The 12946-nt window shown below is 69.6% G+C and carries 10 protein-coding genes; 2 read left to right on the top strand and 8 right to left on the bottom strand.

Annotation, left to right across the window (positions count from 1 at the left end; all coding sequences use genetic code 11):
• Window positions 1-3 precede the first annotated feature (3 nt).
• From pheT to QH270_RS15195, 3 genes are all read right to left on the bottom strand, one after another.
• Window positions 4-2505, bottom strand: coding sequence for a phenylalanine--tRNA ligase subunit beta (gene pheT, locus QH270_RS15205; protein WP_280342382.1), 2502 nt, complete (start codon window positions 2503-2505; stop codon window positions 4-6).
• 18 nt (window positions 2506-2523) lie between these two features.
• The gene (gene pheS / locus QH270_RS15200) at window positions 2524-3585 is read right to left on the bottom strand and encodes a phenylalanine--tRNA ligase subunit alpha (RefSeq protein ID WP_110040460.1); all 1062 of its coding nucleotides are present in this window, start codon (window positions 3583-3585) and stop codon (window positions 2524-2526) included.
• A 589-nt stretch (window positions 3586-4174) separates the two neighbouring features.
• The gene (locus QH270_RS15195; RefSeq protein WP_280342379.1) at window positions 4175-5608 is read right to left on the bottom strand and encodes an MFS transporter; all 1434 of its coding nucleotides are present in this window, start codon (window positions 5606-5608) and stop codon (window positions 4175-4177) included.
• A gap of 104 nt (window positions 5609-5712) precedes the next feature.
• Here QH270_RS15195 and QH270_RS15190 point away from each other — a divergent pair, with 104 nt between their 5' ends.
• Window positions 5713-6291 carry a TetR/AcrR family transcriptional regulator gene (locus QH270_RS15190; protein ID WP_280342377.1) on the top strand — a complete coding sequence of 193 codons (579 nt, stop codon included), beginning with the start codon at window positions 5713-5715 and terminating at the stop codon, window positions 6289-6291.
• Between the two features lie 6 nt (window positions 6292-6297).
• On the opposite strand, the gene QH270_RS15185 is transcribed toward QH270_RS15190, so the two are convergent.
• From QH270_RS15185 to infC, 4 genes are all read right to left on the bottom strand, one after another.
• Entirely contained in the window at window positions 6298-7095 is a 798-nt protein-coding gene (locus QH270_RS15185) for a TrmH family RNA methyltransferase (protein ID WP_280342374.1), read from the bottom strand.
• Between the two features lie 35 nt (window positions 7096-7130).
• Window positions 7131-7517: a 50S ribosomal protein L20 gene (gene rplT, locus QH270_RS15180; protein WP_067498536.1), complete on the bottom strand. Its 387-nt coding sequence runs from the start codon at window positions 7515-7517 to the stop codon at window positions 7131-7133.
• A gap of 101 nt (window positions 7518-7618) precedes the next feature.
• Entirely contained in the window at window positions 7619-7816 is a 198-nt protein-coding gene (gene rpmI, locus QH270_RS15175; protein WP_232997923.1) for a 50S ribosomal protein L35, read from the bottom strand.
• Between the two features lie 31 nt (window positions 7817-7847).
• Window positions 7848-8528 (bottom strand): translation initiation factor IF-3, encoded by a 681-nt coding sequence (gene infC / locus QH270_RS15170; protein WP_110040457.1) that lies wholly within the window; start codon window positions 8526-8528, stop codon window positions 7848-7850.
• 357 nt (window positions 8529-8885) lie between these two features.
• Here infC and QH270_RS15165 point away from each other — a divergent pair, with 357 nt between their 5' ends.
• Window positions 8886-9227: a DUF1844 domain-containing protein gene (locus QH270_RS15165; RefSeq protein ID WP_280342372.1), complete on the top strand. Its 342-nt coding sequence runs from the start codon at window positions 8886-8888 to the stop codon at window positions 9225-9227.
• A 447-nt stretch (window positions 9228-9674) separates the two neighbouring features.
• On the opposite strand, the gene uvrA is transcribed toward QH270_RS15165, so the two are convergent.
• Window positions 9675-12647, bottom strand: a complete 2973-nt coding sequence (gene uvrA, locus QH270_RS15160) for an excinuclease ABC subunit UvrA (RefSeq protein WP_280342370.1) — start codon at window positions 12645-12647, stop codon at window positions 9675-9677.
• Between the last annotated feature and the right edge of the window lie 299 nt (window positions 12648-12946).

Raw genomic sequence — 12946 nt, 5'->3', positions numbered from 1 at the left:
GGACTATCCGCGCAGTTCCGCGCCCACCGCGGCGGAGGCGGAGGCGACCGCCGCGTCCCGCGCGGCACTGGCCTCGTCCTCGGTGAGGGTGCGGTCCGGCGCCCGGAAACGCAGCGCGTAGGTGAGCGACTTGCGTCCCTCGCCGGCCTGGGCGCCCTCGTAGACATCGAACAGGGCGATGTCCTCGAGCAACTCGCCACCGCCGCTGCGCAGCGCCGACTCGACGTTCGCGGCCGGCACGGCCTTCTCGACACTGATCGACACGTCCTGCAGCACCGCGGGGAACGCCGACACGAGGGGCGCTGGACGGGCCGCGACCAGCGGCAGCGCGTCGAGATCGAGCTCCAGGGCACAGGTGCGCGGCGGCAGGCCCGCCCGCTCCAGCACGGCCGGATGCAGCTCGCCCGCGTGGCCGACCACGACGCCGTCGACGACCAACTCGGCGCAGCGACCCGGATGCCACGGCAGGTAGGCGGCGGCGCGACGCTCGATGGTGACACCGGCCGCCGCGGCGACCTCGTCCACGAGCGCGAACGCGTCGGCGGCCTCGGCCTGGCGACCGGGGCCCCACGGGCCGCGCGGATCCCGCTTGCCGCTGAGCACCGCCGCGACGTGCACCGGCTGCGCGGGCAGCGACTCGTTCAGCTCGGCGATCTGTTCGTCGGTGGGCCGCCGGTCCACCGGCAGCGCCTCCACCGCGTGGGTCCGCGCACCGGGCTGCACGACCTGCGCGATCCCGTAGATCGTGAGGTCGCGGGCGCCGCGAGAGATGTTGCGGGCGGCCACTTCCAGCAGGCCGGGCAGCAGCGTCGTGGCCAGCTCGGGCCGCTCGGCGTCGAGCGGGTTGAGCACGCGCGTGGTGGCGCGGCGCGGATCGTCGGCGTCCAGGCCCCACACGTCGAACACCCCGGCGGGCAGGAACACCGGCGCGGGCACCTCGACGCCACCGGCGAAGGCCAGCGCCCGGCTCACCGCGCGACGACGCTGCTGCGCGGCGGTCAGGCCGCGGCCGGCGGGCGCCGACGGCAGCACCGACGGGATCTGCTCGAGCCCCTCGAGCCGCAGCACCTCTTCGACCAGGTCGGCGGGCTGGGCCAGGTCGGGCCGCCAGCTCGGCGGGGTCACCAGCAACTGGGTCTTGCCCGCGTCGTTGACCTCGATCTCCACCGCGGCGCCGATCTGGGCGAGCCTGCGCACGGCGGTTCCCGCCGGGTAGGTGACGCCGGCGACGCGGTCGGGCAGGTCGATGTCCATCGCGATCGGCGCCACCGGCTCCAGCGGGACGCGGACGTCGGTGAGCGTGGATTCGATGGTGCCGCCGGTGATCTCGGCCAGCAGCGTGGCCGCGCGGTCGAGCGCGATGATGTTGATCTCCGGGTCGACGACGCGCTCGTAGCGCTTGCCGGCCTCCGAGACCAGCTTGTGCCTGCGCGCGGTCCGGTACACCCGCAACGGGTTCCAGGTGGCGGCCTCGAGCACCACGTCGGTGGTCTCCGGGCCGACCTCGGTACTCGCCCCGCCCATCACACCGGCCAGCGAGACGACGCCGGAATCGTCGGCGATCACCACGTCCTCGGCGTCGAGCGTGCGCTCGGTGTCGTCGAGCGTGCGCAGGGTCTCGCCCTTGTGCGCCGAGCGAACGACCAAGCCGCCGTTGAGCTTCGCCGCGTCGAAGGCGTGCAGCGGCTGGCCCAGTTCGAGCATCACGTAATTGGTGACGTCGACGGCCGGGGAGATCGGGCGCATGCCCGACAGCATCAGCCTGCGCTGCAGCCACAGCGGGCTCACCGCGTTCGGGTCTATCCCGGTGACGCGGCGTGCGCCGAAACGCGTGCACTCCGAGTCGGCTTCGAGCCGCACCGACCACGCCTCGGCGTCACCGTCGGGCAGGGTGCGCACGGCGGGGTCGGCGTATTCGAGGTCGAACCCGCAGGCCAGTTCCCTGGCAAGGCCGCGGACCGAGAAGCAGTAACCACGGTCGGGGGTGATGTTGAGCTCGATGATGGTGTCGTCGGTGCCCAGCAGCACGTTGGCGTCGTCGCCGGGCTGCGCCGAGCCGGGCTCCAGCACCAGGATGCCGTCGTGATCCTTGCCGATGCCGAGTTCGGCGACCGAGCAGATCATGCCGTTGGAGGTGTGGCCGTAGGTCTTGCGCGACGAGATCGTGAATCCGCCGGGCAACACGCCGCCGGGCAGCACGACGACGACCAGGTCGCCGACCGCGAAATTGCGGGCGCCGCAGACGATCTCCTGCAACTCGGGGTTGCCGACGTCGACCTTGCAGAAGCGGATCGGCTTCTTGAACTCGGTGAGTTCGGTGATCTCGGCGACGCGACCGACGACCAGCGGCTTGTCGATGTCACCGCCGATCGGCTCGAGCTTGTCGACCTCCTCGACCTCGAGGCCGACACGGACGAAACCGGCGTCGAGTTCTTCGGCGGACACCGACCATTCGGGGGTGGTGCGCTGCAGGATCTCGGTCAGCCAGGACTGCGCTACTCGCACGTGACTTTTCGCTCTCTCTCAGGACCGGATACCGAAGGGCAGGGTGAACCGCACGTCACCCTCGACGATGTCGCGCATGTCGGGGATGCCGTTGCGGAACTGCAGCGTGCGCTCCATGCCCATGCCGAACGCGAACCCGGAGTACACCTCGGGATCGATGCCGCTGGCGATCAGGACCTTCGGGTTGACCATGCCGCAGCCGCCCCACTCGACCCAGCCCGCGCCGCCCTTCTTGTCCGGGAACCACACGTCGACCTCGGCCGAGGGTTCGGTGAACGGGAAGTAGTTGGGGCGCATGCGGGTTCGGGTGTCGGGGCCGAACAGGGCGCGCGCGAACGCGTCCAGGGTGCCGCGCAGGTGGGCCATGGTCAGGCCCTTGTCGATCGCCAGACCCTCCACCTGGGAGAACACCGGGGTGTGGGTGGCGTCGAGTTCGTCGGTGCGGAACGTGCGGCCCGGGCACACGACATAGATCGGCAGCTCGCGCTCCAGCATGGAGCGCACCTGCACCGGGGAGGTGTGCGTGCGCAGCACCTGGCGCGAACCCTCCGGGGCGATGTGGAACGTGTCCTGCATGGTGCGCGCCGGGTGGTCGGGCAGGAAGTTCAGCGCGTCGAAGTTGAAGTGCTCGGTCTCGACCTCGGGGCCCTCGGCCACCTCCCAGCCCATCCCGACGAACACGTCGGCGATCTCCTCGGAGATGACGGTGATGGGGTGGCGCGCGCCGACCGCCTGACGCCGCGCGGGCAGGGTGACGTCGATCTTCTCCGCGACCAGCACCGCCTGATCACGTTCGGCGAGCAGCGCGGCACGACGGGCCTCGAACGCGTCGGAGACGCGCTTGCGGGCGACGTTGACCCGCTTGCCCGCCTCGGCCTTCTCCTCCTTGGGCAGCGCGCCCAGGCCACGCTGTGCGAGCGCGATCGGCGACTTGCCGCCGATGTATTCGGTCTTGGCGACCGCGAGCGCATCCAGATCAGCGGCCGCGGCGAACGCCTTCTCGGCCTCCGCTGCCGCCGCCGCGAGTGCCTCCTCGGTCAGCGAGGCGTTCTGCTCGACTCCACTGTTGTCGTCGGCCACGATCGTTCGACTCTCCCCTGGGGATCGGTTCACGGGTGCGTCATTGCCTACCCGTATCGGTGCTGCACAAATCCTATGGGATGGGGTCGGCGCGGTTCATCCGGATTACCGGTGGGTCGCCGCCGGCCCGCGCGGGCAGTCGCCACAAGGACTCACAAGTCCAGGTCACGCCCGATTTCGGGGTGCCGGAAACCGTCTTCGGAATTCGAGGGAACCGATCGGATTCTCCGCCCGTCCAACCGTTCGAATACATCAGCGTGTTCGACTCGAGAACAGGACGACTCGATGCCGGAACAGACTTGCGATTCCCCCTCACCGCAGGGCCGCCGCACCCGCCGCACCACCCCGGGCAGCGGCCTCGCCCTCTGCGGCCTCGGCATCCACCCCCGCCGCCCCCACCCCCACCCCCGCGCGGCGGGCCTCTGCCCGAACCCCCCGTCCACCCCGGGCGACGAACTCCCCGAGGCGGGCACAACCACAGGCCCGGAGGTGACCGATTGAGCCCGCGCCCCGCCTCAGCGTCACCACCGTGGCCGAGACACACCGATGGCCCGCATGCCCGGCGGGCACGCGGGCCATCGGGGCCGGATCAGGTGGTCTGTTCGAGACGGCCGGGGAGGAAGGCCGCGACGAGGGCCGCGGCGGCGACCAGGGCGGAGCCGACCCAGACCGCGGGGACGAGGCCGTCGACGAAGGACTGGGGGTCGGTGTAGGCGCCGTAGGAGGCGAAGACTGAGGCCAGGACGGCGATGCCCATCGCGACGCCGACCTCGCGGACGGTGCTGTTGATGCCCGAGGCCATGCCCTGGTCGGCGGGGGCAGCGCTGGCCATCACGATCGTCGAGGACGGGGCGAAGGTGAGGCCCATGCCGATGCCGCCGAGAACGAAGGGCGCGACGAAACCCGCATAGGGCACGTCGACGGTGATGATCAGCGCCATCCAGCCGAGGGCGACGGCGAGGCAGACCTGACCGGTGGCGATCAGGACCCGCGCACCGACCCGATCGACGACCAGTCCGGCCAGCGGCGCGACGAGCATCGGCACCAGCGTCCACGGCAGCGTCCGCACCCCGCTCTCCAGCGGTGAATACCCCTGCACCACCTGGAAGAACTGCGCCAGCAGGAAGATCGCGCCGAACACGCCCGCCGAGAAGCCGAACGACACCACATAACTCAGGCTCAGCCCCCGCGAGGCGAACATGCGCAGCGGCAGCATCGGGTCGGTGACGCGCGACTCCCAGCCGACGAACGCGACGAGCAGGGCACCGCCACCGACCAGCGCGGTGAGCACGGCGGCGGAGGTCCAGCCGTCGTCGGCGCCGTGGATGACGCCCCAGACCAGCGCCAGCACACCACCGGCCGACAGCACCAGCCCGACGAGGTCGAGACGCCGGGCGGCCCCGAACGATTCGGTCAGCATGCGCGCGGCGAACGGCAGGGCCAGCACACCCACCGGCACATTGAGCCAGAAGATCCACTGCCAGTTCAGCCCCTCGACGACCGCGCCGCCGACCACCGGGCCGACCGCGACACCCAGTCCGGCGACGCCGCCCCAGATACCGATCGCCGCGCTGCGCATCCGCTCGGGCACGGCGGCCGCGAGCAGCGTCAACGACAGCGGCATGACCGCCGCACCGCCCGCGCCCTGGATGGCGCGCGCCACGATGAGCATCCACGGCTCGGTGGCCAGCGCACACGCCGCGGAGGCGACGACGAACAGTGCGATGCCAGCGAGGAACACCCGTCGACGGCCGATCCGGTCACCGAGTGCCGAGGCCGTCAGCAGCAGCGAGGCGAACGACAGCGTGTAGGCGTTGACGAACCACTGCAGGTCCGAAAGTGACGCTCCCAGTTCAGTTTTGATGATCGGTAGCGCATTCGTGACCACGAGGTTGTCGAGCGTGACCATGAACATCGGCACGGCCACCGCGGCCACGACCGCCCAGATCGGCGCGGTCCCGCGCCCCGCGTCCGGTGGTGTCGCGGCGGTGGCGGTACCGCCGGGATCGAGCGTTTGCGTCATGCTGAAACCTCTGAGTTGTTATTCACTGATAACTACAGTCCCATGGTTATGCATCGGCTGATAACATGTCAAGAGGGAATCGCTGACGAGGAGGTGGCCACCGGATGGCCGGCACGAGGACCCGGATGACCGCCGCGCAACGCAGTGCCCAGGTGCTCGACGCCGCGGTCCAGGCGTTCGCCGAGTCGGGGTACGCCGCGACGAAAACCGATGACATCGCCCGCCTGGCCGGGGTCTCCCAGCCCTATGTGATCCGCCTGTTCGGCAGCAAGCAGCAGCTGTTCGTCGCGGTCCTGCACCAGGTGTGCGGCCGCATCGAAGAGGTGTTCCGCAGCGCCGAGATCGCGCCGGGCACCGCGCCCGACGAGGCGCTGGTCACCCTCGGCAAGGCCTACGAGGTATTCCTCGACGAGCGCGAACTCCCGCTCAACATGCTGCACGGCGCCGCCGCCAGCGCCGACCCCGCGATCGGGGAACACATGCGGGAACGGTTCGGGCGGATCTATCTGCTGATCCGCGAACTCACCGGAGCCGACGCGGCCGAGGCGCGCCGCTTCGTCGCCACCGGCATGCTGCTCACGATCATGACCGCCATGCAGGTCGCCGGCGCCGACGCGATCCCGCTCCCCTGGGCCACCGAAATCCTCGAAGACCTGCGCGACGACGTCGACCCGAGCTGCTGACGCGACCTACCGCGCGTGCTGGACGCGCGCGCTCGCGTAGAGGCAGATCGCCGCGGCGGCAGCCAGATTCAGACTCTCGGCGCGGCCGTGGATGGGAATCCGGACGCGGTGGTCGGCCCGCGCGGCGACCGCCGGATCGAGACCGTGCGCCTCGTTGCCGAAAAGCCAGGCGACCGGGCCGGTGAGGATGTCGTCGGCCGCGTCCAGATCGACCTCGCCGTTGGCGGCGGTGGCCAGAATCGTCACGCCCGCCGCGGAGACGGCGTCGAGGGTCGCGTCGATGTCGCGGCCGCGGACGATCGGCACGTGGAAGAGGCTGCCCGCGCTGGCGCGCACGCATTTGCCGTTGTGCGGGTCGACGGTGTCGCCCGCGAGCACCACACCATCGGCGCCGACCGCGTCGGCGACCCGGATGAGGGTGCCCGCGTTGCCAGGCTCGGCGATCTCGACGGGCACCGCCAGCATGCGCGGGCCGCGCTCGAGGATGTCGGCGAGGCCGACATCGACCAGGTCGCACACCGCGACGAGGCCGGGGGCGGTGACGGTCTCCCCGAGATGCTCGGCGGCGCGATCGCTGACCAGGGTGGTCCGCACACCGTCGGCGGCGGCGCCGGCGATCAGCGCCGTCTCGCGCTCGGCGGCGGCCAGCGAATAGAACAGCTCACGCACGCGACCGGTCTCGAGCGCGGCCGTCACGGCGTTGGCACCCTCGGCGAGGAACCGGCCGGACTTGCGGCGCTGCGCGGCGCGCTGGAGCTTGACAGCGGAAACGACCCGCGGATTGCGCTCGGAGAGCGCGTCCACGGGTCGTTCCGACAGATCGCTGTGCGGTGTCAAGCTCAGGCGGCCGAGGCCGGGGCGTTGACGTCGGCGGGCAGCGCGGCCTTGGCGACGGCGACCAGGCCGGCGAAGGCCTCCGCGTCGGAGACGGCGAGCTCGGCGAGGATCTTGCGGTCCACCTCGACACCAGCGGCCTTGAGGCCCTGGATGAAGCGGTTGTAGGTGATGTCGTTCAGACGCGCGGCGGCGTTGATACGAGCGATCCACAGCTTGCGGAAGTCACCCTTGCGCGCCTTGCGGTCGCGGTAGGCGTAGGTCAGCGAGTGGAGCTGCTGCTCCTTGGCCTTGCGGTACAGGCGCGAGCGCTGGCCCCGGTAGCCCTTGGAGGCCTCGAGGATGGAACGGCGCTTCTTCTGAGCGTTGACGGCCCTTTTGACGCGTGCCACTGTGTCAGTCCTTGATCATCTGGGGGCGCGGCGGCGCCCGAGTTCGGTAGTTGTCGGCGTCCGGTTCGTCCCGGCCGCGGAATCGTCAGGGTGCGACGGTCTCAGGCGAGACCGAGCAGCCGCTTCACGCGGGGGGCGTCGACGTCGGCGACGGACTCCGTGCCTTCCAGACGACGCGTCCGGCGGGAGGACTTGTGCTCCAGGAGGTGGCGACGGTTCGCCTGCTCGCGAAGCAGCTTGCCCCGGCCCGACACCTTGAATCGCTTCTTGGCGCCGCTGTGGGTCTTGTTCTTCGGCATGGATTCCTCTATCTAGTCGTTGAAATCGGTGTTACTGCGGGTCGGCCGACGCCGCCTGCTCGGCAGGCGCGCTCGGCTCGGCCGTCGCAGCCGGTTCGGCGCTCGCGGGACCGGTCGGCAGCGGCCGTGCCGCCGGCGCCGATTCCTGCTGGGCCTTCACCCGCGTCTTCGCGCCCTTGTGGGGAGCGAGGACCATGGTCATGTTGCGGCCGTCCTGCTTGGCCGAGGTCTCGACGAAACCGAGTTCGGCGACGTCGGAGGCCAGACGCTGCAGCAGCCGGAAACCGAGTTCGGGTCGCGACTGCTCACGACCGCGGAACATGATCGTGACCTTGACCTTCGACCCGGCCTCGAGGAAGCGAACGACGTTGCGCTTCTTGGTCTCGTAGTCGTGGTCGTCGATCTTCGGGCGGAGCTTCTGCTCCTTGATCACGGTCTGGACCTGGTTCTTCCGGGACTCGCGCGCCTTCTGCGCCGTCTCGTACTTGAACTTGCCGTAGTCCATGATCTTGCAGACCGGCGGACGGGCATCGGGTGCCACCTCGACGAGGTCGAGGTCGGCTTCGAGCGCGACGCGAAGTGCATCTTCAACACGCACGATCCCAACCTGTTCGCCGCCGGGTCCGATGAGTCGAACCTCGGGAACACGGATGCGATCGTTGATGCGGGTCTCAGTGCTGATGGGGCCTCCTAGGTCAAGCGGTGTCGTCATAACGACCGCACGCAATAACTGCAACCCCTGTTTCAACACGAAAGCCCCGTTGCGGTATTTCTCCGCGACGGGGCCCGAGTCGACCGATCGCCCACACCCGACGCCCTCGCGAGCTCGGTGTCGACCCCCGCATGCCAGGCACACGGGAAACTCGCCACATCGGGTGGGTGACCGGGACCGTTGACCAGTACGATCGCTCGTCGGTAACGGTGGGAGTCGGGCTCCACTTATCTGCCCCCAGCCGTGCATGACACAACCAGGGGCGGTCGTCAGCGGAAAGTCTAGCATCGCATTCCGCTATCGCCGAATCGGCCCGGTGCCGACGGCCCAGATCAGCCTGGCGATAGCCTGGTGGCCATGACTGACGAGCTCGATCCCCCCGTGCGCGACCTGGCCGACATCCCCGCGGTCGAAGTGATCAGCCGGGCCGCGGTGATGCTGATGAGTTCGGCCGCGGAGAAGCTCGGCCTCGCCGCCGACGACCCGCACTCCGCCGAGCACGTCGATCTCGACGAGGCCCGCCGGGTGATCACCGCGCTGGCCGGACTGGTCACCGCGTCGGTCGAGTATCTCGGACCGCACGCGGGTCCGATCCGCGAGGGTCTGCAGGCCCTGCAGCGCGCGTTCCGCGAGGCGTCCTCGGTGCCGGACGCGCCGGGCGCGGGGCCCGGCGAGAAGTACACCGGCCCGGTGTACTGAGCACGTCCGGACGCCACACACGAAAAGATCCGCCGACAGGAGTGTCGGCGGATCTTTCGCGTTCACGGGCCGCGGTGGCGGCCGTGCTCTCAGACCGCGGGCGGCGGGGTGGTGGTCGGCGGCTGCCCCGGGGTGACCGAGACGGCGGAGCCGGAGGTGATCATATTGGCGATGGCGGCGAACAGCGCCGCGCTACCGGTGTCCATTGCTCAGTGGTTCCTTTCGAGTCCGCCGGTCAGGCGGTCGGCTTGGTGGGCTCGTAGGCCAACGAGGACCCACCACTGAGGAAAGACAGAATCTGGCCGATGAGCGCCGTGGTGGCTTCATCCATGGGGACGTTCCTTTCGTACTGCACGACATCGCGATCGCGCCGAGGCGAATGTTACCCAGACGTGTTTCACTTTGTCGTGTTTTCGGAAAGTCCCCGGATCGCGAGGTTAGCCGTCGTCAGCGCAGTGCGGCCGCCTTTCGCGCGAGCTTCTTGGCCGCGGGGGTCTCGGCCGGGGCCTTCTTCGCCGCGGGCGCCTTCTTGGCGGCCTTCTTCGCCGGGGCGCGCACCGGCGCGGGCGCGGCCAGGACCTCCTTGAGGAACTGCCCGGTATAGCTGCCCGACACCTGCGCGACGTCCTCGGGAGTGCCCGAGGCGACCACGGTGCCGCCGCCGGAACCGCCCTCGGGCCCCATGTCGACCACCCAGTCCGAGGTCTTGATGACGTCGAGGTTGTGCTCGATCACGATCACCGTGTTGCCCTTGTCGACCAGGCCGTTGATCACCTTGAGCAGCTTGCGGATGTCCTCGAAGTGCAGACCGGTCGTCGGCTCGTCGAGGATGTAGACGGTCCGGCCGGTCGAGCGCTTCTGCAGTTCGGCGGCCAGTTTCACGCGCTGGGCCTCGCCGCCGGACAACGTCGGCGCGCTCTGCCCCAGGCGCACATAGCCGAGGCCGACCTCGACCAGGGTCTTGAGATACCGGTGGATCGAGGTGACCGGCTGGAAGAACTCCGCGGCCTCGTCGATCGGCATGTCCAGCACCTCGGCGATGGTCTTGCCCTTGTAGTGCACTTCGAGGGTTTCCCGGTTGTAGCGGGCGCCGTGGCACACCTCGCACGGCACGTACACATCCGGCAGGAAGTTCATCTCGATCTTGAGCGTGCCGTCGCCCGAGCAGGCCTCGCACCGGCCGCCCTTGACGTTGAAGGAGAACCGGCCCGGCTGGTAGCCGCGCACCTTGGCCTCGGTGGTCGAGGCGAACAGGGTGCGGATCTTGTCGAAGACGCCGGTGTAGGTGGCCGGATTCGAGCGCGGGGTGCGACCGATCGGCGACTGGTCCACCTGCACCAGCTTGTCCAGGTGATCGAGACCGTTGATCCTGGTGTGCCTGCCCGGCACCTGGCGGGCGCCGTTGAGCTTGTTCGCCAGCACCGTCGCCAGGATGTCGTTGACCAGTGTCGACTTGCCCGACCCCGACACCCCGGTGACCGCGGTGAGCACGCCGAGCGGGAACGCCACGTCGATGCCGCGCAGATTGTGTTCGGTCGCGCCGACGACGGTGAGCTTGCGCTTCTTGTCGATCGGGCGGCGCACCATCGGAACCTCGATCTGCTCGCGTCCGGAAAGGTAAGCGCCGGTGAGCGATTCGGGCTCGGTGAGCAACTCCGCGTAGGGACCACTGTGCACGACGCGGCCGCCGTGTTCGCCGGCCAGCGGGCCGATGTCGACGACCCAGTCCGAGGCGCGGATGGTGTCCTCGTCGTGCTCGACGACGATCAGGGTGTTGCCCAGTTTCTTCAGCCGCAGCAGTGTCTCGATGAGCCTGCGGTTGTCGCGCTGGTGCAGGCCGATCGACGGCTCGTCGAGCACATAGAGCACCCCGACCAGGCCGGAGCCGATCTGCGTGGCGAGCCGGATGCGCTGGGCCTCGCCGCCGGACAGCGTCGCCGCCGCGCGCGAGAGCGTCAGATACTCCAGGCCGACATCGAGCAGGAAGCCCAGCCGCGCCTGGATCTCCTTGAGCACCTGACCGGCGATCGCGGCCTCGCGCTCCCCCAGCGTCAGCGAGTTCAGGAAGTGCGCGCACTCGCCGATCGACAGATCGCTGACATCGGCGATGGACTTGTCGGTCCCGTCCGCGGCGAGCGTGACGGCCAGGATCTCCGGGCGCAGGCGGGCACCGTGGCAGACCGGGCACGGCACATCGCGCATGTAGCCGTCGTAGTGCTCCTTCATCTGCTCGGACTCGGTGTTGTCCATGCGCCGGTGCAGGAACGGCATCACGCCCTCGAAGTCGGCGTAATACGAACGCTTGCGGCCGTAGCGGTTGGTGTAGGACACGTGCACCTGGTCGGAGCTGCCCTCGAGCACCGCCTTGCGGGCCTTGGCCGGCAGGTCCTGCCACGGGGTGTCCATGGAGAAGCCGATCGCCTCGGCCAGTCCCGCCAGCAGCCGGTTGAAGTACTCGGCGGTCTGCCCGCGCGACCACGGCGCGATCGCGCCCTCGGCCAGGCTCAGCTCCGGATCGGGCACCACCAGCTCCGGATCGACCTCCTTCCGGATGCCGAGGCCCGTGCAGTCGGGGCACGCGCCGTAGGGCGAGTTGAACGAGAACGAGCGCGGCTCGAGATCCTCGATGTCGAGCGGGTGGCCGTTCGGGCAGGCCAGCCGTTCGGAGAAGCGGCGCTCGCGGTCGTGCGCGTGCTCGTCGCGGTCGACGAAGTCGAGCACCACGATGCCGTCGGCCAGCCGCAGCGCCGTCTCGATCGAGTCGGTGAGCCGCTGCTTGGAGGCGGGTTTGACCGCCAGCCGGTCGACCACGACCTCGACGTCGTGCTTCTCCTGCTTCTTCAGCTTCGGCGGATCGGTGAGCGGATACACCACGCCGTCGACGCGCACACGCGAGTAACCCTGGGTCTTGAGCTGGTCGAACAGGTCGACGAACTCGCCCTTGCGGGTACGCACCACCGGCGCGAGCACCTGGAACTTCAGGCCCTCGTCCATCGCCAGCACCTGGTCGACGATCTGCTGCGGGGTCTGCTTGGCGATCAGCTCGCCACAGACCGGGCAGTGCGGGGTGCCCGCGCGGGCGTAGAGCAGGCGCAGGTAGTCGTAGACCTCGGTGATGGTGCCGACCGTGGACCGCGGATTGCGGTTGGTCGACTTCTGGTCGATCGACACCGCGGGCGAGAGGCCCTCGATGAAGTCGACATCGGGCTTGTCCATCTGCCCGAGGAATTGCCGCGCGTAGGCCGACAGCGACTCGACATAGCGGCGCTGCCCCTCGGCGAAGATCGTGTCGAACGCCAGACTCGACTTACCCGAACCGGACAGACCGGTGAACACGATCAGGCTGTCACGAGGCAGATCGAGATCGACACCCTTGAGGTTGTGTTCCCGAGCTCCGCGCACAGTGAGGCGTTCCGCCACCTGGTGAATCCCTTCTCCATCGTCATCCGCCGACCGGACATGAACCCCCTCGAGCCATGCTAGGCCGCCCCACCGACAGAAATATTGGAGCGCTGGCGCGCTCGAGTCCGCGGCCCCTTGTGCCGCCGGGGGGGGGGCGACGGGGGGGGCGGGCCGCGTGGGCGGGTGGCTGCGGCCGCTCTCCACTCCCCCCCCCCGGCGGCGTCGCGCCACCGCCCCCCCGACTCTCGGTGCGGTGCCGTCGATGTGGGCCTGGCGGGCCAGTGCTTCCAGCTCCGACGCGGAGACCATGGGGCGTA

It is taken from the genome of Nocardia neocaledoniensis (genome assembly GCF_029868625.1).
Taxonomy (GTDB): Bacteria; Actinomycetota; Actinomycetes; order Mycobacteriales; family Mycobacteriaceae; genus Nocardia; species Nocardia neocaledoniensis_A.
The sequence above is the reverse complement of the archived record's forward strand: the minus strand, read 5'-3'. Positions and strand labels throughout refer to the sequence as shown.

Coding starts and splice junctions, on each gene's coding strand:
- QH270_RS15190 (WP_280342377.1), top strand. CDS start 5,713: ATGGCCGGCACGAGGACCCGGATGACCGCCGCGCAACGCAGTGCCCAG.
- infC (WP_110040457.1), bottom strand. CDS start 8,528: ATGACGACACCGCTTGACCTAGGAGGCCCCATCAGCACTGAGACCCGC.
- rpmI (WP_232997923.1), bottom strand. CDS start 7,816: ATGCCGAAGAACAAGACCCACAGCGGCGCCAAGAAGCGATTCAAGGTG.
- QH270_RS15195 (WP_280342379.1), bottom strand. CDS start 5,608: ATGACGCAAACGCTCGATCCCGGCGGTACCGCCACCGCCGCGACACCA.
- QH270_RS15165 (WP_280342372.1), top strand. CDS start 8,886: ATGACTGACGAGCTCGATCCCCCCGTGCGCGACCTGGCCGACATCCCC.